The sequence below is a fragment of the Saccharothrix sp. NBAS 001 genome, assembly GCF_056640475.1.
This window is the reverse complement of sequence record NZ_CM153251.1, coordinates 8,459,522-8,480,800: the sequence shown is the minus strand read 5'-3', so window position 1 is coordinate 8,480,800 and position 21,279 is coordinate 8,459,522. Positions and strand designations below refer to the sequence as shown.

General features: G+C 72.8%; 20 protein-coding genes. 6 read left to right on the top strand and 14 right to left on the bottom strand.

What is annotated here, in order from left to right:
* Positions 1-53 precede the first annotated feature (53 nt).
* The 5 genes from AC0HI0_RS37575 to AC0HI0_RS37555 all read right to left on the bottom strand — a co-directional run bounded on the left by AC0HI0_RS37575 (position 54) and on the right by AC0HI0_RS37555 (position 3,333).
* On the bottom strand, positions 54-479 hold the full coding sequence (locus AC0HI0_RS37575; protein WP_480928221.1) for a molybdenum cofactor biosynthesis protein MoaE: 426 nt from the start codon (positions 477-479) through the stop codon (positions 54-56).
* A complete protein-coding gene (locus AC0HI0_RS37570) occupies positions 476-931 on the bottom strand; it encodes a MogA/MoaB family molybdenum cofactor biosynthesis protein (protein ID WP_480928220.1) in 456 nt (151 codons plus the stop codon). Before AC0HI0_RS37570 ends, AC0HI0_RS37575 begins: the two co-directional genes overlap by 4 nt.
* Positions 932-1,017: 86 nt before the next feature.
* Complete coding sequence (gene moaC / locus AC0HI0_RS37565; protein ID WP_480928219.1) at positions 1,018-1,491, bottom strand: cyclic pyranopterin monophosphate synthase MoaC; 474 nt, start codon at positions 1,489-1,491, stop codon at positions 1,018-1,020.
* A gap of 83 nt (positions 1,492-1,574) precedes the next feature.
* On the bottom strand, positions 1,575-2,963 hold the full coding sequence (locus tag AC0HI0_RS37560; RefSeq protein WP_480928218.1) for an NAD-dependent malic enzyme: 1,389 nt from the start codon (positions 2,961-2,963) through the stop codon (positions 1,575-1,577).
* A 184-nt stretch (positions 2,964-3,147) separates the two neighbouring features.
* On the bottom strand, positions 3,148-3,333 hold the full coding sequence (locus AC0HI0_RS37555) for a hypothetical protein (RefSeq protein ID WP_480928217.1): 186 nt from the start codon (positions 3,331-3,333) through the stop codon (positions 3,148-3,150).
* Positions 3,334-3,418: 85 nt separating this feature from the next.
* Here AC0HI0_RS37555 and AC0HI0_RS37550 point away from each other — a divergent pair, with 85 nt between their 5' ends.
* Entirely contained in the window at positions 3,419-5,662 is a 2,244-nt protein-coding gene (locus tag AC0HI0_RS37550) for a helicase-associated domain-containing protein (protein ID WP_480928216.1), read from the top strand.
* A 101-nt stretch (positions 5,663-5,763) separates the two neighbouring features.
* A complete protein-coding gene (locus tag AC0HI0_RS37545) occupies positions 5,764-6,021 on the top strand; it encodes a hypothetical protein (protein WP_480928215.1) in 258 nt (85 codons plus the stop codon).
* An 888-nt stretch (positions 6,022-6,909) separates the two neighbouring features.
* On the opposite strand, the gene AC0HI0_RS37540 is transcribed toward AC0HI0_RS37545, so the two are convergent.
* Genes AC0HI0_RS37540 through AC0HI0_RS37525 form a run of 4 tightly spaced genes read right to left on the bottom strand, consistent with a single transcriptional unit; the run spans position 6,910 to position 12,079 of the window.
* Positions 6,910-7,515, bottom strand: coding sequence for a GTP-binding protein (locus AC0HI0_RS37540; RefSeq protein WP_015097948.1), 606 nt, complete (start codon positions 7,513-7,515; stop codon positions 6,910-6,912).
* Entirely contained in the window at positions 7,496-8,248 is a 753-nt protein-coding gene (locus AC0HI0_RS37535; protein WP_480928214.1) for a DUF742 domain-containing protein, read from the bottom strand. The genes AC0HI0_RS37540 and AC0HI0_RS37535 overlap by 20 nt, the downstream gene beginning before the upstream one ends.
* Positions 8,249-8,279: 31 nt before the next feature.
* The gene (locus AC0HI0_RS37530; RefSeq protein WP_033442969.1) at positions 8,280-8,699 is read right to left on the bottom strand and encodes a roadblock/LC7 domain-containing protein; all 420 of its coding nucleotides are present in this window, start codon (positions 8,697-8,699) and stop codon (positions 8,280-8,282) included.
* Positions 8,696-12,079: a nitrate- and nitrite sensing domain-containing protein gene (locus AC0HI0_RS37525; RefSeq protein ID WP_480928213.1), complete on the bottom strand. Its 3,384-nt coding sequence runs from the start codon at positions 12,077-12,079 to the stop codon at positions 8,696-8,698. Before AC0HI0_RS37525 ends, AC0HI0_RS37530 begins: the two co-directional genes overlap by 4 nt.
* A gap of 450 nt (positions 12,080-12,529) precedes the next feature.
* Here AC0HI0_RS37525 and AC0HI0_RS37520 point away from each other — a divergent pair, with 450 nt between their 5' ends.
* Positions 12,530-13,468 (top strand): ABC transporter substrate-binding protein, encoded by a 939-nt coding sequence (locus AC0HI0_RS37520; protein WP_480928212.1) that lies wholly within the window; start codon positions 12,530-12,532, stop codon positions 13,466-13,468.
* 129 nt (positions 13,469-13,597) lie between these two features.
* Here the strand turns inward: AC0HI0_RS37520 and AC0HI0_RS37515 are convergent, their stop codons facing one another.
* The 4 genes from AC0HI0_RS37515 to AC0HI0_RS37500 form a co-directional block, all read right to left on the bottom strand.
* Complete coding sequence (locus AC0HI0_RS37515) at positions 13,598-14,347, bottom strand: LppU/SCO3897 family protein (protein WP_480928211.1); 750 nt, start codon at positions 14,345-14,347, stop codon at positions 13,598-13,600.
* Between the two features lie 108 nt (positions 14,348-14,455).
* Positions 14,456-14,923, bottom strand: coding sequence for an LppU/SCO3897 family protein (locus AC0HI0_RS37510; RefSeq protein ID WP_480928210.1), 468 nt, complete (start codon positions 14,921-14,923; stop codon positions 14,456-14,458).
* A gap of 108 nt (positions 14,924-15,031) precedes the next feature.
* Positions 15,032-15,799, bottom strand: coding sequence for an LppU/SCO3897 family protein (locus tag AC0HI0_RS37505; protein ID WP_480928209.1), 768 nt, complete (start codon positions 15,797-15,799; stop codon positions 15,032-15,034).
* 163 nt (positions 15,800-15,962) lie between these two features.
* Positions 15,963-16,553, bottom strand: a complete 591-nt coding sequence (locus AC0HI0_RS37500) for an LppU/SCO3897 family protein (RefSeq protein ID WP_480928208.1) — start codon at positions 16,551-16,553, stop codon at positions 15,963-15,965.
* 212 nt (positions 16,554-16,765) lie between these two features.
* Between AC0HI0_RS37500 and AC0HI0_RS37495 the strand changes: the two genes are divergently transcribed.
* The 3 genes from AC0HI0_RS37495 to AC0HI0_RS37485 all read left to right on the top strand — a co-directional run bounded on the left by AC0HI0_RS37495 (position 16,766) and on the right by AC0HI0_RS37485 (position 20,154).
* Positions 16,766-18,427 (top strand): DNA repair helicase XPB, encoded by a 1,662-nt coding sequence (locus AC0HI0_RS37495; protein ID WP_480928207.1) that lies wholly within the window; start codon positions 16,766-16,768, stop codon positions 18,425-18,427.
* Positions 18,428-18,494: 67 nt separating this feature from the next.
* Positions 18,495-19,124 (top strand): hypothetical protein, encoded by a 630-nt coding sequence (locus AC0HI0_RS37490; RefSeq protein WP_480928206.1) that lies wholly within the window; start codon positions 18,495-18,497, stop codon positions 19,122-19,124.
* A gap of 79 nt (positions 19,125-19,203) precedes the next feature.
* Positions 19,204-20,154, top strand: a complete 951-nt coding sequence (locus AC0HI0_RS37485) for an o-succinylbenzoate synthase (RefSeq protein ID WP_480928205.1) — start codon at positions 19,204-19,206, stop codon at positions 20,152-20,154.
* 37 nt (positions 20,155-20,191) lie between these two features.
* Here AC0HI0_RS37485 and AC0HI0_RS37480 read toward each other — a convergent pair whose 3' ends face one another.
* On the bottom strand, positions 20,192-21,265 hold the full coding sequence (locus AC0HI0_RS37480; RefSeq protein WP_480928204.1) for a CapA family protein: 1,074 nt from the start codon (positions 21,263-21,265) through the stop codon (positions 20,192-20,194).
* Positions 21,266-21,279: the final 14 nt, after the last annotated feature.

Genomic DNA, 21,279 nt, shown 5'->3' with positions numbered 1-21,279 from the left:
CGGCGCTGTCCAGGACGGGGGCCATCCGGGACCGCGCTGCCGGGACCGCGTGATCAGGGGCAGTTGACCCACTCGTCGGTGCCGTCGGCGAAGACCTGGCGCTTCCACACCGGGAGCCGGCGCTTCACCTCGTCCACCAGCTCCGAGCACATCCCGAACGCCTCGGCCCGGTGCTCGGCGGCCACCGCGCACACCAGCGCCACGTCGCCGATGGCCAGCTCGCCGACCCGGTGCGTCACGGCCACCGCGCGCACCCCGGCGAACTTGCCCACCACGTCCGCGACGACCTCCGCCACCACGTCCGCCGCCGACGGGTGCCCGACGTACTCCAGCTCCCGGACGGACCGGCCGTGGTCGTGGTCGCGCACCACCCCGGAGAACGTCACCACCGCGCCCGCCGCCGCGTTCTCGACCAGCTTCGCGTGCTCCTCCACCGACAGCGGCTGGTCGCTGACGGTCGCGCGCAGGACCTCGGTCATGCGTGGTCACCTCCGGCCAACTGGTCCACCGCGTGCTCCAGCAGCGTGCCGAGCACGTCCAACCCGTCCCGCACCCCGCCGGTGGACCCCGGCAGGTTCACCACGAACGTCCGCCCCGCCACCCCGGCCACCCCGCGCGAGAGCACGGCGGTCGGCACGCGCGGCCAGCCGGACCGGCGGATCGCGTCCGCCACGCCCGGCACCTCGTAGTCCACCACCGCGCGGGTCGCCTCGGGCGTCCGGTCGGTCGGGCTGATGCCCGTGCCGCCGGTGGTGATCACGACCGCCGCCCCGTCCGCCACGGCCGCCCGCAGCGCCGCCGCGACCGGCTCGCCGTCCGGCACGACCGCCGCGTCGGGCACCTCGTACCCGCGCTCCCGCAGCCACGCGACGATGATCGGCCCGCCCCGGTCCTCGTACACCCCGGCCGAGGCCCGGTTGGACGCCGTCACGACCCTCGCCGCCCGCCGAACCGGACCGCTCCCCGCCGGCCCGCCGCCCGCCGCGCCCGTCGGCGGCCCGGAAGCTCCCCCGGCGGTCACGGGCGGACCCACAGGCCGGTCTTGCCGCCCTCTTTCCGCTCCACCCGCACCCCGTCGAGGGTCGCGGCCGGGTCGACCGACTTCACCATGTCGTGCAGCGTCAAACCGGCCACCGACACGGCGGTCAGCGCCTCCATCTCCACACCGGTGCGGTCGGTGGTGCGGACGGTCGCGGTGATGTGCACCTCCGCGCCGGCCAGCGCCAGGTCCACCGCGACGCCGGAGAGCGCGATCGGGTGGCACAGCGGCACGAGTTCCCAGGTCCGCTTGGCCGCCATGATCCCGGCGATCCGCGCCGTCGCCAGCGCGTCGCCCTTGGGCAGGCCGTCGGTGCCGAGCAGCGCCACCACCTCGTCGGTGGTCCGCAGCACGCCGGACGCGACCGCCGTGCGGGTCGTCTGCTCCTTGGCCGACACGTCGACCATGCGGGCCGCGCCGCTTCCGTCGAGGTGGGTGAACTGCTTGCTCATGCGAACGATGCTATGCCCCGCACCCGCCGGGCACGACGTCCCGCGCCACCCGGGACGGCGGGACCCGCGACCGGCGGCACCGGTCACGACTGCCCGGCGGCGGCCTTCCGGACGGCTTCGGCCACGGCCGGCGCCACGGAGGTGTCGAACACGCTCGGCACGATGAACGAGGCGTTCAGCTTCTCCCCGTCCACCACGTCCGCGATCGCGTTCGCGGCGGCGAGCAGCATCTCGTCGTTGATCGTGCGGGCGTTGGCGTCCAGCAGGCCCCGGAACACGCCCGGGAACGCGAGCACGTTGTTGATCTGGTTCGGGAAGTCCGACCGGCCGGTCGCGACCACGGCGGCGTGCTTCTGCGCCTCCATCGGGTCGATCTCCGGGTCCGGGTTGGCCAGCGCGAACACGATCGCGTCCTGGTTCATGGTGGCCACCTGCTCGGCCCCGAACAGGTTGGGGGCCGACACGCCGATGAACACGTCCGCGCCGACCAGCGCGTCGTGCAGCCGCCCGGTCACGCCGTCCTTGTTCGTCACGGCCGCGATGGACTTGAGGTTCTCGTCCAGGCCGGGCCGGTCGCGGTGCACGATGCCGTCCACGTCGACCGCGACCACGTCGCCGGGCTCCTGCTTGAGCAGCAGCCGGATGATCGCCGAACCCGCCGCGCCGACGCCGCAGACCACGAGCTTGCAGTCGGAGATCTTCTTGCCGACCACCCGCAGCGCGTTGCGCAGCGCGCCGACCACGACGATCGCCGTGCCGTGCTGGTCGTCGTGGAACACCGGGATGTCGAGCTTCTCGCGCAGCCGGGCCTCGATCTCGAAGCAGCGCGGCGCGGCGATGTCCTCCAGGTTGATGCCGCCGTAGACCGGCGCGATCAGCTCGACCGCGCGGATGATCTCCTCGGTGTCCTGGGTGTCCAGGCACACCGGCCAGGCGTCGACGCCCGCGAACTTCTTGAACAGCGCCGCCTTGCCCTCCATCACCGGCAGCGCGGCGGCCGGGCCGAGGTTGCCCAGGCCCAGCACGGCGGAGCCGTCGGTCACCACCGCGACGGTGTTGCGCTTGATGGTGAGGCGGCGGGCGTCGTCGGGGTTCTCCGCGATCGCCTGGCACACCCGCGCCACGCCGGGCGTGTACGCGCGGGACAGGTCGTCGCGGTTGCGCAGCGGGACCTTGGAGGAGATCTCGATCTTGCCGCCGAGGTGGACCAGGAACGTCCGGTCGGACACCTTGCGGACCACGATCCCGGGCAGCTGCCCCAGGGTGTCGGTGATGTCCTTGGCGTGGTTGGCCGACAGCGCGTTGCAGGTGAGGTCGATGACGACCCGGTCGTTGTGCGACTCGACGACGTCGAACGCCGTGATCACGCCGCCCGCGCGGCCGACCGCCGAGGTCAGGTCGCCCGCGGCGCTCGCCGACGGCGGCGCTTCCAGACGGACGGTGATCGAATACCCAGGGCCGGGGACCGGCATCGAATCCTCCCAGAACAGCACTGCTCAAGGGAGCCGAGCGTAGTCCGCACGGATTAACGGAACGCGCGCGGCTCGCCCCGGGCAGTAAACCTTCCGGCCGCACGCCCCGTTGAACGCCGAAGTTCCCGAGCACGCGGACCGCCCCACGGCCGATGTACGGCCGCGGGGCAGCGGGAGCCGTGGCTCAGCGGTTGATCTCGGTCACCGGGTGGTGGTAGCCGAGGTCCTCCACCGGCAGCGGGAAGGTGATCCCGCCGAACGGGGAGAGCGCGCCCTGCACGTCGCTGGCGAGTTCGCTGACCGCGTACTTGCCGTCCGCGGGCGGCTCCGGCCAGTGCGGGTCGATGCGCTCGGGGCGGGCCTTGGCCACGGGTTCCTCCTCGGTGGTGCTGCACGTCGTGGACAAGTGTGCCTCACCGGCTCGGGATCCCGCGCGGCCCTATACCGTGGTGGGGATGTCCGGCACCACACTCTCCGAGTGGCTGCGGGCGCAGGACGACACCGCGCTCGTGGCGCTGCTGCGCGCCCGCCCAGACCTGGCCACGCCGCCACCGGCCGACACCACGGTGCTCGCCACCCGGGTCGGGTCGCGGGCGTCGGTCGCGCGGGCGTGCGAAGACCTCGACACGCTGACCCTGACCGTGCTGGAAGCGCTGCTGGTGCTCGACGCCGACCAGCGCCCGGTGCGGCTGGCCGACGTCGAAGACCTGTTCGACGTGGACGTCCGCGCGGCGACGGACCTGCTGCGCGCCCGCGTCCTGGTGTGGGGCGAGGACGACGCGCTGAGCACGCCCCCGGCGACCCGCGACGCGGTCAACGCGTTCCCGTGCGGGCTGGGCCGCTCGGTGCCCTCGCTGGCGGGCGCGGACCTGTCCGCGCTCGGCGAGGACGAGCGGCGGGTGCTGACCGCGCTGGCCGCCGGCCCGCCGGTCGGCCAGACCAAGGACGCCGCGCACGTGGTCTCGCTGGCCAACGCCCGCACCCCGATCCAGAAGCTGCTGGCCCGGGGCCTGCTGGTGCGCCGGGACGCGCTGACCGTGGAGCTGCCGCGCGAGATCGGGCTGGTCGTGCGCGGTGACCGGCCGCTGGGCGAGGTGCGCACCGCCGAACCGCCGCTGACCACGCTCGGGCGCGACCCGGTGACCGTGGACAGCACCGGCGGCGGCGAGGCGCTGGAGCTGTCGCGGCACGTCGAGGGCCTGCTGACCGCGTGGTCGGCGGAGCCGCCGGCGGTGCTGCGCTCGGGCGGCGTGGGCGTGCGCGAGCTGCGCAGGCTCGCCAAGGACCTCGACGTCGACGAGCGGCGCGCGGCCCTGCTGGTGGAACTGGTGGTCAACGCGAACCTGGTGGCGGACAGCGAGGGCGCGGAACCGGAGTGGGTGCCCACCACCCAGGCCGACACCTGGTTGACCGCCGCTCCCGAGCACCGGTGGGCGACGCTCGCCCAGGCGTGGCTCGACCTGCCCCGGCTGCCCGGCCTGATCGGCCGCCGCGACGAGCGCGACCGCCTGCTCAACCCGCTGGCCCCCGAACTCAACCGGCCGGCCGCGCCGCGCGACCGCAAGCGGGTGCTGGAGGCGCTGGCCGCGCTCCCGCCGGGCACCGCCGCGACCGACCCCGACGAGCTGGCCGCCGTGCTGGCCTGGCGGGCTCCGCGCCGGGGCGGGCGGCTGCGCGACGAACTCGTGCGGTGGACGGTCGAGGAGGGCACGGCGGTGGGCGTGCTCGCCCTGGACGCGCTGACCTCGCAGGGCCGCACCCTGCTCACCGAGGGCCCCGGCCCGGCCGCCAAGCGGCTGGGCGACGCGCTGCCCGCGCCGGTCGACCACGTGCTGGTGCAGGCGGACCTGACGGTGGTCGCGCCGGGGCGCCTGGAGCCGGAGCTGGCCGAGGAGATCGCGCTGGTCGCCGACGTCGAGTCGGCCGGCGGCGCGACCGTCTACCGGGTGCGCGAGGAGTCCGTCCGGCGCGCGTTCGACGCCGGGCGCACCGCCTCCGACCTGCACGAGCTGTTCCGCGGCAAATCGCGCACGCCGGTGCCGCAGTCGTTGACCTACCTGATCGACGACGCGGCCCGCAAGCACGGCCGGCTGCGCGGCGGCTCGGCCGGGTCGTTCCTGCGCTGCGACGACCCGGTGCTGGTCACCGAGGTGGCCGCGCACCCCGCCGCGGAGCGCCTGGAGCTGCGCAAGATCGCGCCCACCGTGCTGGTCAGCCCGTACCCGCTGGCCGAGGTGCTCGACGGGCTGCGCGCGGCCGGGTTCGCGCCGGCCGCCGAGGGGCCCGACGGCCGGGTGCTGGACCTGCGGGCGGGCGGTCGGCGGATCCCCGGCCGGGGCCGCCGGCGGTCCCCCGCGCCGACCCCGCCGTCCGACGAGCAGCTGGGCGAGCTGGTCCGGTTGGTGCGGGCCGGCGACCAGGCGGCGACGACTACGGGCGGTGCCCGGGTGTCCGTCCCCGGTCACCTGGGCGCGGGACCCAGCGCCACCCTCGCGTTGCTGCAACAGGCGGCGCGGGAGGGGCGCGGCGTACTGGTGGATTTCGTGGACGGCCACGGCACCGCCGCCCGCCGCGTGATCAAACCGCAGGTCGTGGGCGGTGGAGTGCTGGAGGGCGTGGACGTCAGCTACGGCGAGGTCCGGCGTTTCCCGCTGCACCGGATCACCTCCGCGGCCCTCGTCGAAGACGACTCCGAGTGACCCCCCGGACGGGGAACCGCCATACCGGATAGTGCTCGATTCGCGGCATAGCGTCGATGCCAGGCGCTGGTAAGGCGCCCCGACGTTACGAGGAGCACAGCATGTCGATCTTCCGACGAGCACTGCTGATCGTCACGGCATCCGTCGCAGCTTTCGGAGTGTCCGGACTACCGGCACAGGCCGACACCACCATCATCCTCGGTGATGACAACACGGTGACGAACAACCACACGACCAACAACCTGACCTGGATCGACGACTCGTTCAACACGATCAGCACGGTCGACGTGGAAGTGGACGTGCAGGGCAACCCGGAGTGGTGGAACCACCATGCGAGTGCGCTCGGGCTCGGGGGCTGACAGCCCGGTCGGGACTGCGCCGCGACCGGGCTGACACCGCCCGGCACAGCGGCCTGAAGGGCGGCTTCCCCACGAGGGAGGCCGCCCTTCCTCGTGTTCGGCGCTCCCCGTTCGACGCCCCCGACTCGACGCCCCCCGGTTCGATGCCCCCGGCTCGACGCGCGGACCGGGCGCGACTCCACGTGATCCCCGTTCGGGAGCCATGATCACCCGACAGTGGCGGCGAGGCGACTTAACTTCGAGGCAGGGCGTGGCCAACGCGCCTCGACCACCTGAGGAGCCCGGCATGTCGAGCACCCGATCCGACGGGGTGGTGGCGGCCACCGCGCGGAGAGCCGCCGGAGCGGCGGCCTCGGCCCGAGCGGACCCGCCCGTCGGCGACCACCGCTGACCACCTGAGCGCGGGCAGCCGTGCGGTGGGCGTCACCCCGCCTGTCGGAGCGGCCCGGCGGGGCGGCCTCCCACGAGGAGGTCGCCCCCGAACCGGGCGGACGCCACGCCGGGGTCGGGCCGCGACGAGCACGCCGCAGCCCAGGAAGCACGCTGTGAAGGCTCGCCCGGAGAAGACGTCCGGAGAACGCCTCCGGAGAGCACGCCCGGAGAAGACGTCCGGCAAGGCACGCCCGCAAGACCCGGTGCCGGGAGGTCGGCACCCCAGAGCCCCGCGCCCGAGGTCGGGCACCGACGGTCCGCGCCGTTGCCCGGTGCCGAGGACCCGCGTCGCGCGCCGAGGTGCCCCACCCGGCGGCCCGAAGCCGCCGGAGAGCGCGAACGCGGTCCACGACCGGCCGGGCACGGGCTGCCCGCTCCCGGCGAGGAAGCGCGAGCGGGCAGCGGGGAGGGGCGGCACCCGCACCCGGGAGCCGCCCCTCCGCCGAAACCCCGGGCTCAGCCCGCGCGCACCGACATCCACTGCCGCATGGCGTGCTCCACCAGCGTGATCAGCGTCTGCTTGGTCGACTGCCGGTTGCGCGCGTCGCACGTCACCATCGGCACCGACTGGTCGATGGTCAGCGCTTCCCGCACGTCCTCGATGCGGTGGTGCAGCAGACCGTCGAAGCAGTTCACGCCGACCACGTACGGCAGCTGCCGGTCGTCGAAGAAGTCGATGGACGCGAACGCGTCCGCCAGCCGCCGCGTGTCGACCAGCACGATCGCGCCGATCGCACCCCGGACCAGGTCGTCCCACATGAACCAGAACCGGTGCTGACCCGGTGTACCGAACAGGTACAGGATCAGGTCCTGGTCCAGGGACACCCGTCCGAAGTCCATCGCGACCGTGGTGGTGACCTTGTTCGGCGTCGCCGACAGGTCGTCGACCCCGGCGCTCGCCTCGGTCATCACCGCTTCGGTGGTCAGCGGAACGATCTCCGACACGGAACCGACGAACGTAGTCTTGCCCACGCCGAAGCCACCGGCCACCACGATCTTCGCGGAGGTCGTCGGCTTCCTTTCGCCATCGGCCGCGTTGGGGCTAGAGCCTGCGAAGCCCACTGAGCACCCTCTCAAGGAATTCGATGGACGGCCTGTCCCCCACGACCAAGCCACCCTGGTGAATCAATACCAAACCCATGCTCGCCATGTCGCCGATCAACACCCGCACGACACCGAGCGGCAGCCGCAGGTGGGCCGCCACCTCCGCCACCGACCTGGTGTCGGTGCACAGTCCACAGATCGACCGGTGTTCGGGCAACACCGCCGCGTCCCGCTCCAGGCCCCGCTCGCTGGTCGACACCAGCGCCTCGATGGCCAGGTCGTAGTCCGGCCGGGTGCGACCGCCCGTCCGGGTGTACGGGCGGACCAGCGAGCCCGACTCCGCCGCCAGGTCCTCTTCGTGCCGCACGACCGGCTGCGGCCCGGTCGGGTAGGGCAACTGCTCGGGCACGCTGTCCGGCAGACCGTGGGCACCGAACAGGTCGGCACCCGGACCCCCGAACAGCCCGCTGCCGTACCCGTCGATGTCGAACCGGTTGGGGACGTCGTCGTAGTCGTACGACGAGTCGTCAACCTCACGCTGAGACATATCGCCTAGCCCCTGCCCTGTGCCTTCGACCCGAGGAGGTTCGGCCGCCCGACCGGCCCTCGTCGAGTTGGGTGCGTCCTCGGCTTCCTCGTCTGCTGAGGGGTCGGCATCCGGCTCTTCGAATTGGAACCCGCCGGCGGCCCACTCCTGGTAGTTGAAGTTCCTACCGAAGCGGCGTCCACCGGCGCCAGATCGTTCAGCCATTTACCGCTCACCCCCACGATCTCATGAGGATCTACCGCCGAACCACACCCTGGAGCTGCGCGCGCAGCTCCGGGGTGAGCTGTTGGCCGACGCGCTCGACCAACAAGGTCATCTCGTAGGCCACGAGGCCGATGTCGCAGTTCGGGGCCGCGAGCACCGCGAGGCACGACCCGTCGCTGATCGACATCAGGAACAGGTAGCCCCGTTCCATCTCGACCACGGTCTGGTTCACGGTGCCCGCCTCGAAGCACCTGGCCGCGCCGGCCGTGAGGCTGACCAGCCCGGAAGCCACGGCGGAGAGCTGCTCGGCGCGGTCGCGGGGAAGGCCCTGCGAGCCGGCGAGCAGCAGCCCGTCCGCCGACACCACAACGGAATGGGCCACACCGGGAACCCGACGCACGAAGTCGGTGATAAGCCAACCAAAGCTGCCTGGCTGAGCTGCGGTCGTCACTCCTGCTCCTCGTCTTGCCGGCTCGACATGTCACCAGCGTAAGCGTCGATCAAAGCGTGTCGCCCTCGACGGACGCCCTGCTGAAGACTCGACATGCGTCCACGGATCGCGTCAGCCGATCGTGGTGGCAGCGGGGGCCGCTGCGGTTGCCGCTCCGCGGCCTGGGGCTTGGGAGCGGCCGATCCCGGCACAAGCTGAGCCTTGGGCACCCGCTTGGGCAACCCCGCCTGTGTCGTGGTCTCTGGGGCCTTGCTGAGCAGCGCCTGGGCCGCCTGCCAACCTTCGTCGGCGGGCGAGTGCCAGGCTTGCTCGGCCGACGGCTCGGTGCCGTCGTCCTGGTGTTCGTGTTCACCGCGGTCGTGATCACCGGGCGCGTGATCATTGTGCACTGGATCGGCGTGCGCGTGGGCACCGCGCACGAGGCCGCCTGCCAAGAGGTCGCCGGGCGGGACGACCGGTTCCGATTCGGCGACCGGCTCGGCCTCGGTCACGCGGGGCACCTCCGCAGCGCGCTTGGGCTGGTTGTCGGGCGAGCCGGGCCGCCGCTTGGGCAGTCCGCCCTCGGTGAACGGCCGGCCCTTGTCGACCTCGCGCGGCGGGATCGGCGGGTGCGCCGGGCCTGCCTCGGTGGTCGGCGCGACCGGCGGCACCGGCTGCGGCCGGCGGGTCGGCAGCGACGACTCGACCGCCGGTTCCGGCTCGGGCTCCGGGGCGGGCTTGGGCGCGGGCGGCACGTCCTGGGCGGTCGCCGCCGAGGTCTCGCTGCCCACGGCCTGGAACCACTGGGACAGCACCGCCTCGTAGATCGGCAGCCGCTCGGTCGGCGCGTCCAGGTCGTGCGCCTCGCGGGCGGTCTCCGGCGGGTGCGGGGTGGACCCGTTGCGGCGCGCGGGCTCGGGCTCCTCGACCGGCGGGGCCTGCGCGAACGCGGGGGCGTCGGCGAACGGCTCGGCGAAGGGCTCGCCGTCCGGGCCGCTGTCGATCGCGGGCGCGAACTGGGTGGTCTCGAAGCCGTGCGCGTCCAGGTCGTCTTCGGGCCGGTCCTCGTAGGCGGTGAAGAGGGTCGGCTCGCCGAACGAACCCGCGGGCTCGTGCTCGACGTCGCGCTCGGTGAACTCGTCGCCCAGCGGCAGCCACGGCTGGGAGATCTCGCCGGAACTCTCCGCCGGGCTCTCGCCGAAGTTCGGCAGCCCGGCGGCGTCCGGCTCGCTGTCGCTGCGCACGAAGCTGACCGGGAAGGCCGGTTCGTCGTCCAGGCGCGGCATGGAGCCGGTGAACGCGCCGGCGATGCCGCTGGCCCGTTCCGCCGGGTTCTGCACGGCCGGTGCGGGCGTGCCGAACACCGACTCCTGGGGCGCGTTGGGCGCTCCGGGCGAGGCGACCAGCGTCTCCGGCACCACGACGAGCGCGGTGGTGCCGCCCTCGATGTCCTCGTTGGCGCGCAGCCGGACCTTGATGTCGTGCCGCTTGGCCAGCCGCGCGACCACGTACAGGCCCATCCGGCGCGACACCGCGACGTCGACGTCCGGCGGGTCGGCCAGCCGGTCGTTGGCGTCGAGGATCTCCTGCTCGGCCATGCCGACGCCGCGGTCCTGGATCTCGATCGCCAGCTCGCCCTTGCGGGTGCGTGCGGTGCGCACGGTGACCTTGGTGACCGGGTCGGAGAACGCGGTGGCGTTGTCCAGCAGCTCGGCGATCAGGTGCACGAGGTCGTTGACCGCGCGGCCCTGGACGGTCAGCTCCGGGGTCTGGCCGACCTGCACGCGGGCGTACTGCTCGACCTCGGACACCGCCGCGCCGAGCACTTCGGCGGCCGGCACCGGGCGGGTGAGCCGGCGGGACAGGTCGGTGCCGGAGAGCACCAGCAGGTTCTCCGAGTTGCGCCGCATCCGGGTGGCCAGGTGGTCCAGCTCGAACAGGCTGGCCAGCTGGTCCGGGTCCTGCTCGTCCTGCTCCAGCCGGTCGATCAGGTTGAGCTGGCGTTCCACCAGGGCCTGCGAGCGGCGGGACAGGTTGACGAACATCGCGTTGACGTTGTCGCGCAGCAGCGCCTGCTCGGCGGCCAGCCGGACCGCTTCGCCGTGCACCGCGTCGAAGGCGCGGGCGACCTGCCCGACCTCCTCCTTGGTGGTGATCGGCACCGGGGCGATGGCGGTCTTGGCCGCTTCCTGCGGGTTCGGGTCCGCGAGGATCCGGGTGACCGCGTCCGGCAGGCCGTGGTCGGCCACGTCCAGGGCGGTGCGGCGCAGCGTGCGCAGCGGGTTGAGGATCGAGCGGGCCACGAACAGCGCCATGATCAACGCCAGCAGCAGCGCGCCGAGCACGATGCCGGAGTCGCGCAGGGCGGCGGCGCGGGCCTCGCCGGTCAGCTCGGCGGTGCGGTTCTGCAGCTGCTCCAGGAGCAGGTTCTCCACGTCGCGGGTCAGGTTCACGGTCAGCGTGGACGCGATGTCCCACTTCTCCGGCCGCAGCGAGGACAGGCTCTTGTTGCCGGCCGCCAGGTTCAGCGCCGATTCCTGCATGTCGTTCGCGGTGTCGACGATCAGACCGGTGACGGTGTCGTCGTAGATCTTGGCCTGGTCCGGCGTCGCCGACTTGCGGAAGTCGTTGCGCGCCGCGTCCAGCTCCGCGTTGGCGGCCAGCAGGGCGCGTTCCTGGCCGGGGCCGAAGCCGCCGCGCTGGAACACGTCGAGCATGATGCCGCGCTTGCGGGACTCCTGCTCCTTGATGCGGCCGATGGCGTTGGTCGCCAGGTGCAGCCGCACCAGTTCGGGGTGGTTGATGCCCGCGATGGCCTGCTCGCCGAGGTCGAGGAGGCTCTCCACGGACTCGGAGTAGGTGCGCAGCACGGCGTCGGACGGGTACGCGGTGTCCCGCACGGCGTTGCGCAGGCTGTTGAGCCTCTTGAGCTGCTCGGCGGCCCGGCGGAACCGGGTGACCACCTCTTCGTCCAGGTCGCCGCTGAGTTCCTGGATCTTGTTGTTCAGCGCGTCCGTGGTGTCGTTCACGCGGCGCAGCTGCCGGTCGAGCACGACGCGGTCGAGGGTCTTGCCCGACGCCACGTGGCTCGCGCTCAGGTCGCGCTCGCGCTGGAGCTGCTGGACGACGTCCGCGACCGCGGTCTCCAGCTCGATCTGGTTGGCCAACCGGTTGAACTCGGTGGCGTCGCCGAGGTCCGACTGCACCCGCAGCCCGCCGAGGGCGAGCGCGGCGACGGTCGGGATCAGCAGCACCGCGGCCAGCTTGGTGGGCAGCCGCCAGTTGCGCAGCCGCCACGGGGCGGTGCCCGCGTTCCGCGTCGCGCGCTGCTCGGTCGTCGGCCCGGCGCCCGTGGACTCGGTCGCAGTACCATCACGCAGCGCAGCCAGTCCGTCACCCATTCCGGGGCTATCGGAGCGTGGTGGATTCTCCACGCCTGACTGGCTGGGACCTCTCTCTCGTCGGGCCACCCTGGGCTTCCTCTTCCGGCAGCAGTGTTCCCCGGCCTCTCCCCACGGACCGAAGCATGGACACGAATTCGGGCCGAATTGCAGCACAGGAGCGGTGGTGCCGGCTAGGCACCCCACCCCGCACGGGGACGCAAGGCACCACGTGGACCTTGAGTCACCCGGCCGGCAGCGTAGTGCCGGACCCCGGCCGCAGGGAAGACTCTGGCGAAGCACTCAGCGTATCGACCGGGACTGTCGTTTCACACCTCCGGGTGGTTACCATCCCCGGCATCGACAACAGGCGTCGAAAATACGGTTGATCAAATAGACCCCGCTCAAGAGGTCATCGCGGCGAGAGGTGCCATGCCTACCCCAGCGCGTGTTCTGCGACGTGCGGCAGCGTTGTTCGCGTGTGCCGCGACCTTGACGGCGTGCGGTCTGCTGCCCGGTGCCGACAACGGCGCCAAGCCCGAGGTGGAGCGCAACACGCTGCGCATCGGCGTGATGCCGGTGGTCGACGTCGCACCGCTGAAGCTGGCCCTCAACGACAAGCTGTTCGAGAAGGCCGGCCTGTCCGTGCAACTGGTGACGTTGAGCAGCGAGGCCGAGGGCATCAAGCAGCTCGACACCACGCTGGACGTGACCTGGGCCAGCCACGTCAACCTGTTCCGCACCGTCGCCGAGGGCACCCAGCTCCAGCTCCAGGGCGAGGCGTACCAGGCGGGCGCGAACACGATGGCGCTGGTCACGCTCGACGCCGACTACGACAGCCCGGCCAGGTTCGCCTCGCCGCGGATCGCGGTGAACAGCGAGACCGACGTCGGCGCGCTGACCACCAAGGCCGTGCTGGACACCGCGGGCGTGGAGAAGCAGCGGATCAACCTCAAGGTCATGCCGTTCGAGCAGATGGTCGACGCGATGAAGGCGGGCCAGGTCGACGCGGCCTGGATGACCGAGCCGTTCATCACCAAGGCGCAGAAGGACGTCGGCGCGCGGATCGTGACCGACACGGCGATCGGCCCGACCAAGGACTTCCCGATGTCCGGGTACGCGTCGAGCAAGAAGTTCGCCGACGCCAACCCGCGCACGCTGACCCTGTTCCGCCAGGTCCTGCGCGACGCCCAGCAGCTCGCGACGAACAACAAGCTGTCCGTGCAGGACGCCCTGACCGGGTACGTGGACGTCGACCAGCAGACCGCCGCCCTGGTCTCGGTCGGCACGTTCCCGCTGTCGCTCAACCAGATCCGGCTCCAGCGGGTGGCCGACATGATGGACACCGAGGACGTCCTGCCGGGCCGGCTGGACGTGCAGGCGCTGCTGCCGCCGGGCACGACGAACTGACGCCGTGCGCCCTGGTGCCGGCGCCAGGGCGCTGAGGAACAAGTCGCGGCGACCGTTCACCGAGCGCGTTGAAGAAAGATGATGTTTGTAGGGGCCTTCCGCGTTCTCGTGGAAGGCCCCTCGTTTTTGTTATTCAGTCTTGACCATGCAGATGGTGGTAGCGGGCTGTGAGTAAACGAACACGGTCTCGCCACTCTCGCACTGGTTCTCGTCCTCGGTGTCCGACACCTTGCGCACCTTGTGGGTGGCCGACGAATCGCAGGTCACCTTGGTGGTTTTGCCCGCGACAATCGTGCCCTCCTGCTTGAAGCAGTCGCCCTCCCGGGCGTTGAACACCAGGCAGAGCTTGAAGCCGTCGCTGCGCCGGCCACCGCGGTCGCTGTACTCGGAGTAGTCCCCCGACGGGCACGCGTCGGTGCCGCTGTCGAGGTTGGCGGCCACCTTGAACGCCGCCTCCGGCGAGGAGCAGTCGATGGTCTCGACGTCCGCGTCGGTCACGCTCACCGAGTTGACCTTGATGCAGTCGCCCGCGGCGGCCCGGCCGGGGCTGCCGATGCTCGCGATGATCCCGGCCACCACGATCCCGACCACGCCCAGCACCACCACGCCCACCAGGGCTTTCGCCCCCGTGGAGGTGCCCTTCTCCGGGGACGGCGGGAAGTTCTGCTGCCCCGGGTAGCCGGGCGGCGGGTACCCCGGCGGCGGGTAGCCGGGTGCCGGGTAGCCGGGCTGCTGCGGGTAGGGCTGCTGCGGGTGGCCCTGGGCCGGGGGCGGCGCGGCCGGGAAGCCCGGCGGGGGCGTCTGGCCCCAGCCCGGCGGCGGGGGCGGGTAGCCGCCCGGCGGCGGGCCGTGCGGCGGCTGGTTCGGGGGCGTGGTCACGCGGTGTTCCTCTCGGATCGGACGAGCGGAACGTACCGCCGGGTACCCGGCGTGCGCAGCGGTTTCCGATCAGGGCGCGAGGTCCGCCCGATCACCCCGGCCGGCGGGTCAGCGCAGGTCGCCGACGCGGGCCAGGCAGTAGGTGACGGCGGGCTCGGGGTAGCTCAGCGCGCGGTTGTCGCCGCAGGTCGTCGTGCCCCGGTCGGCCTTGACGACCTTGATCGCGTCGGCCGAGCCGCAGTCGGCCTTGCGCACGCCGGAGTCGGCGTCCTGCTCGTAGCAGGAGCCCTCGACCAGGTTCGGGATCAGGCACAGGGTGAACGGGCCGGTGTAGGTCGAGTACGGCGCGCCGCCGGTGGGGCACTGCCCGGCCTGGTCGACTACCTTCGCGACCTTCACGTTGGCCCGCTCGGCGGCGCAGTCCGCGACCTCGTAGCGGGGCCGGTCGGCCTGCCCGGAGACGTTCGCGCAGTCGCCCGGCACCGGGCGCGGCCCCTCGTCCCCGGTCGCGACCAGCGCGTAGACGCCCGCCAGCACGACGACGGCCGCGCCGATGCCCCACCCGAGTTTCCGCATGGTCTGGGACATCGGCACGGCCGCGCGCCGGGTTGAGCGGGTTCACCGCATGTGGTTACCCCCCGAGGTCGATTCCGGGGCGGCTCCGGGGGCCCGGTTCCGGGCCGGCTAGACCTCGGCGGGTGCCAGGCAGTAGGTGACGGCGGGCTCGGGGTAGGACATGCCGGCGCTGTCCGGGCACTGGGTCAGGTCGGTGGAGTCCTTGATGACCTTCGTCACCTTGATCGTCTCCGGGCCGGTGCACTCGCCCTTGACGAACCCGGTGCCGTCGTCCGGCTTGTAGCAGGAGCCCTCGGTCATGTTGGGCAGCAGGCACAGCTTGTAGCCGTCGCCGACGTTGCCGGTCGGGGACACCTCGGTGTACAGGCCCTCCTCGGGGCACACCGCGTCGGCCGCTTCGAGGACCTTGCCGACCTTGTAGGACGCCTTGTCCTCGCCGCAGTCGAGGTTCTTCACGTCGGCCCGGTTGTCGGACTGCCCGGTGAGGCTCACGCAGTCGCCCGCCGAGGCGACCGCGTTGTTGTTCACGAAGTACCGGATGCCGAAGAAGCCGACCACGAGCAGCAGCACGACCCCGGCCGCGATGAGGATCTTCGTGGTGTGCCCGCCACCGCCGGTCGAGGGCAGCTCGCGCTCCTCGCCGTCCGGCGCGATCAGGTACCGCTCGGGACCGGGGGCCGTCTCGCCGGGCGGGGTCTCGACCGGCGCGGCCGGCACCGGGTCGGGCACCGACCCCTCGCCGGGCGTCGCGGCGGCCTGGTCGGCGGGCTGCGCCGCGTCGGTCGCTCCGGGCTTGGCGTCCGGCCCGGCCTGACCGGCGGCCGCGGACTCCGGCTTCGGCGCGTCCTCGGCGGGCTGGTTCGGCTCGTTGCTCATGATCATCCTCGCTGGACGGGGTGCGCGTGACGCCCCAGAAGGTAGCGGCCCGCGTACCCGGCTCCGTGTGAAGGCGCACAACGGCGAAGCCCCCGCGGCGGAGACGATCACCGGATCGTCTCCGCCACGGGGGCTGATCAGCGCGAGGAGCCGCTGTCCGAGGTCAGGAGCCCTCGGCGGGCGCGAAGCAGTAGGTCAGCTTCGGCTCGGAGAACGTCATCGGCACGCCCTCGGTGCACGACGCCTCGTCGTCGGAGCCCTTGACCGTCTTGGTCAGCTTGAGCACGCCCGACTTGCCGCAGTCGACCGCCGGGTACCCGACGTTCGTGGGGTTGTCCAGCTCGTAGCAGGAGCCCTCGGCGTAGTTCGGCACCAGGCACAGCTTCGAGTCCGGGCCCCGGCGAGCGGTCTCGGTGTACTCGTCGTAGTACTGGCCGCCGCACTGCTCGGACACGCCGCCGAGCACCTTGCCGACGGTGTAGTTGGCCTCGGCCGCGCCGCAGGCCACGGTCTTGAACTCCGGCTTGGTGCGCGTGCCGGACAGGCTCGCGCAGTCGCCCGCCTTGGTCTGCGCGGCGTCGCTGGTGAAGTAGTTGAAGCCGTACACGACCAGGCCGACCACGATCAGGCCCGCGATGTAGGTGAGGATCCGGACCGCGATGTTCTTCTTCTTCGGCGGTGCCGCCTGCTCCTGCTGCGGCGGGGCCGGCGGGAAGTTCGGGTTCGGGGTGGGCGCGGGCGCGTCCGTGCTCATGATGACCTTCGTTCGAATCGGGAACCCGCTCTGATTCCACGCGATGTCGCGCAAGCGGGAGGCAAGGCAACGTAACCACTGCGCCAACCGGGTGTACACGGGTTTATCGAACCGAGTCCAAGCGCTTTGGGTGCCCTTCCGGGCACGCTCCGCAGTCGACTTGCACCCGGTTGGAACACTGGTGGTACGCCAAGCGACAGGAGTGCGTTCCCGTGACCGACGGCCCCTTGATCGTCCAGTCGGACAAGACCCTGCTGCTGGAGGTCGACCACCCCCTTTCCCAGGACGCGCGCACCGCCATCGCGCCGTTCGCCGAGCTGGAACGCGCCCCCGAGCACGTCCACACCTACCGGGTCACGCCGCTCGCGCTGTGGAACGCGCGCGCCGCCGGGCACGACGCCGAACAGGTCGTCGACGCCCTGGTGCGGTTCTCCCGCTACCCCGTGCCGCAGCCGCTGCTGGTGGACGTGGTGGACACGATGGGCCGGTTCGGCCGGCTCCAGCTCGCCAACCACCCCGCGCACGGCCTGGTGCTCAACTCGCTGGACCGCGCCGTGCTGGAGGAGGTGCTGCGGCACAAGAAGATCAAGCCGATGCTCGGTGAGCGGGTCGACGACGACACGGTGGTCGTGCACCCCAGCGAGCGCGGCCGGCTCAAGCAGATCCTGCTCAAGGTCGGCTGGCCGGCCGAGGACCTGGCGGGCTACGTCGACGGCGAGGCGCACCCGATCGACCTGGTCGAGGACGGCTGGCAGCTGCGCGACTACCAGCGGCTGGCCGCGCAGGCGTTCTGGGCGGGCGGCTCGGGCGTCGTGGTGCTGCCGTGCGGCGCGGGCAAGACCCTGGTCGGCGCGGCGGCGATGGCCGAGGCCGGCGCGACCACGCTGATCCTGGTGACCAACACCGTCGCGGGCCGGCAGTGGAAGCGCGAGCTGGTCGCCCGCACCTCGCTGACCGAGGACGAGATCGGCGAGTACTCCGGCGAGCGCAAGGAGATCCGCCCGGTCACCATCGCGACCTACCAGGTGATCACCCGCAAGTCCAAGGGCGAGTACAAGCACCTGGAGCTGTTCGACTCGCGTGACTGGGGCCTGATCGTCTACGACGAGGTGCACCTGCTGCCCGCGCCGGTGTTCCGGATGACCGCCGACCTCCAGTCCCGCCGCCGGCTCGGCCTGACCGCGACCCTGGTCCGCGAGGACGGCCAGGAGGGCGACGTGTTCTCGCTGATCGGGCCCAAGCGGTACGACGTGCCGTGGCGCGACATCGAGGCGCAGGGCTGGATCGCGCCCGCCGAGTGCACCGAGGTCCGGGTGACGCTGACCGACAACGAGCGGCTGGAGTACGCCACCGCCGAGGCCGAGGAGCGCTACAAGCTGTGCTCCACGGCCCGCACCAAGCTGCCCGTGGTGCGCGCGATCCTCGACCGGCACCCCGAGGAGCCGACCCTGGTGATCGGCGCGTACCTCGACCAGCTGGAGTCGCTGGGCGAGGCGCTGGACGCGCCGGTCATCCAGGGGTCGACCAAGAACAAGGAGCGCGAGCAGCTGTTCGACGCGTTCCGGCGCGGCGAGCTGCGGGTGCTGGTGGTGTCGAAGGTGGCGAACTTCTCCATCGACCTGCCCGAGGCGTCGGTGGCGGTGCAGGTGTCCGGCACGTTCGGGTCGCGCCAGGAGGAGGCGCAGCGGCTGGGCCGGCTGCTGCGGCCCAAGGGCGACGGGCGGCAGGCGCACTTCTACTCGGTGGTCTCGCGGGACACCCTGGACACCGACTACGCCGCCCACCGCCAGCGGTTCCTCGCCGAGCAGGGGTACGCGTACAAGATCGTCGACGCGGACGACCTGCTCGGGCCGAAGCTGCCGGAGGTCGGCTGACCTTCTCCCGCGCCGGGCCTGCCACTAGGTTGATCCACCTCATTGCGGCCCGAGGATCGGGTGGGACATGACGGTGGTCGTGCGGATCGGACCGGACCCGCGCTGGTGGATGTGGCGGCCCGGCGCGGACCCGGAGCCGGCCGCGCGGGCGGCGCGGACCCGGTCCCGGCGCGCCCGCGCCCGGGTCCTGCTGCCGGCAGCCGTGCTGCTCGCGGCGGTGCTCCTGGCGCTCGTGCCCGCGCCGTGGGCCGTGCTGCCGTTCGTGCCGGCGGGCGCGCTCCTGCTGTTACCCCGCCGGGTCGACGGCTGGGAGGTGGCGCGGGCCGCGCGCGAGCGGGACGTGGTGCACTGCGGGCAGTTCGCCGACGTGGCGCAGCGGCGGCGGGCCCGGCGGTTGTGCGAGGACTTCCTGGCGCTGCGGGAGGACGCCGACCCGGCGCGGCTGGCGCACGTGGAGAACCTGCTGTGGCAGGCGTTGACGGCGTTGCGGGGCAGCCTGGCGGTGCGCGCCGACCTGGCCCGCGCGGACAACCGCCCCGGCCTGGCCGCCGCGATCGCCGAATCGACCCGGGAGCTGGCCGGGCTCGACGACCGGGTGGACCGGTTCGCGGCGGCGCTGCGGATCGCGGTGGAGGAGCCCGACCCGGGCCTGGCGGCGGGCGCCCTCCGCCGCGCCGCCGCGCTCGACCCCCTCTGACCCGCGCACACGGCTGCGCTGCGCGCGCGGGCGGGGCTCGTGCGCGGGGCTCGGGCGGCGGAGGTTCTAGGCTTCCGGGGTGTTCGTCTACTCGATCCCCCTGCGCAACCGGTTCCGCGGCATCACCGTCCGGGAGGGCGTGCTGCTGGAGGGTCCGCGGGGGTGGGGCGAGTTCTGCGCCTTCCTCGACTACTCGGACGTGGAGTGCGCGCCGTGGCTGGCGTGCGCCGTCGAGTCGGCGGTGGACGAGTGGCCCGCGCCGGTCCGGTCGCGGATCCCGGTGAACTGCACGGTGCCCGTGGTGTCGCCGCAGCGGGCGCACGAGATCGTCGCGGCGTCCGGGTGCCGCACCGCGAAGGTGAAGGTGGCCGACCCCGGCGCGGACCTGGCCGAGGACCTGGCCCGGGTCGAGGCGGTGCGCGACGCGCTCGGACCCTCCGGCCGGGTCCGGGTGGACGCGAACACCGCGTGGGACGTCGACACGGCGGTGCGCGCGATCCGCGAGCTGGACCGGGCGGCGGGCGGGCTGGAGTACGTGGAGCAGCCGTGCCCGTCGATCGAGGAGCTGGCCGCCGTGCGGCGGCGGGTCGACGTGCGGATCGCGGCCGACGAGTCGATCCGGCGGGCCGAGGACCCGATGCGGGTGGCCGTCGCCGGGGCGGCGGACCTCGCGGTGATCAAGGTCGCGCCGCTGGGCGGGGTGCGGCGGGCGCTGGAGGTGGCCGAGGCGTGCGGGCTGCCGTGCGTGGTGTCCTCGGCGGTGGAGACCTCGGTCGGGATGGCCGCCGGGCTGGCGCTGGCCGGTGCCCTGCCGGAACTGGACTTCGCGTGCGGGCTGGGCACGTTGTCACTGCTGGACGGGGACGTGGCGGGCGACTCGCTGCGCCCGGTCGACGGCTGGCTGCCGGTGCCCGGGAAGGCACCCGAACCCGACCTCCGCGACGGGTTCGCCGCCGACCCGGAGACCACCCGGCGCTGGGAGCGGCGGCTGGCCCGGGTCGCCGACGCGGCCGGGCTCGCCCTGCCCTGACCCCGCGTGGCCGCCCGCCCCGGGACGGGCGCGCGGCTCAGCGGCCGGCGGGCCGGCCGATGGTGCTGCCCAGGCTCTTGACCACGCCGTCGGTGCGGGTCAGCGCCTCCGCGCGGCGCGGGGTCGCCGGGGACCTGGTCAGGTCGACGACGCGGATCGGCGGGCCGAACTCGACCATCGTCGGCACGTACTCGGCGTGCCGCACCGCCCAGCCGTCCGGGCCCTTCACGAACTCGAAGCGGGTGACGATGCCCTCCTCGGTGATCCCGCGCGGCTCGGAGTGGCGGGCCACCTCGTTGCCCATGCCGTAGACCACCCACTTGCCGTTGACCTGCTCGATCGGCTGGACCGCGTGCACGTGCGTGCCGATGATCAGGTCCACCGCCGGGTCGGCCAGGATCACCCGCGCCAGCTCGCGCTGCTCGGGCGTCGGCTCGTGCTCGTACTCGGCACCCCAGTGCAGGCTGGCGACCACGACCTCCGCGCCGGCCGCCTTGGCCGCGCGGGCGGCGGACAGCACGCCCTCGGCGGAGAGCTGGTTCGCCATCCACGGCTGCGGCAGCGGGATGCCGTTGAAGCCGTAGGTGAAGGAGAGCTGCGCGACCTTCACGCCACGCGCGTCGAGCAGCAGCGGTGTCGCGGACTCCTCGGGCGTGCGGAACGACCCGGTGTGCTTCAGGCCGGCCGCGTCGAGCACGTCGAGGGTGGTCTTGATCGCGTCGGAGCCCCGGTCGAGGGTGTGGTTGGAGGCCGTCGAGCAGCTGTCGTAGCCGAGGGCCTTCAGCGCGGTGGCGACCTCGGGCGGGGCGCTGAACGCCGGGTAGCCGTAGGTGGGGTCGCCGGGCGCGGACAGCGGGGTCTCCAGGTGGCAGATCGACAGGTCGGCGTCGATCGCCTGGCGCAGCCCGTCCAGGATCGGCCCGAAGTTGCGGCCGCCGTCCTGGTCGGCCTGCTCGGTGAGCAGCGGGTGGACCAGGATGTCGCCGCCCGCGGCGAGCGTGAACGACGGCGGCGGGGGTGGCGTGGTCGTGGTCGGCGGTGGCGGCTGGGACGAGGTGATGACGACCGGCGACCCGGTGCACGCGGCGGCGAGGCAGGCGACCAGCGACACCGTCGCCAGCCGCC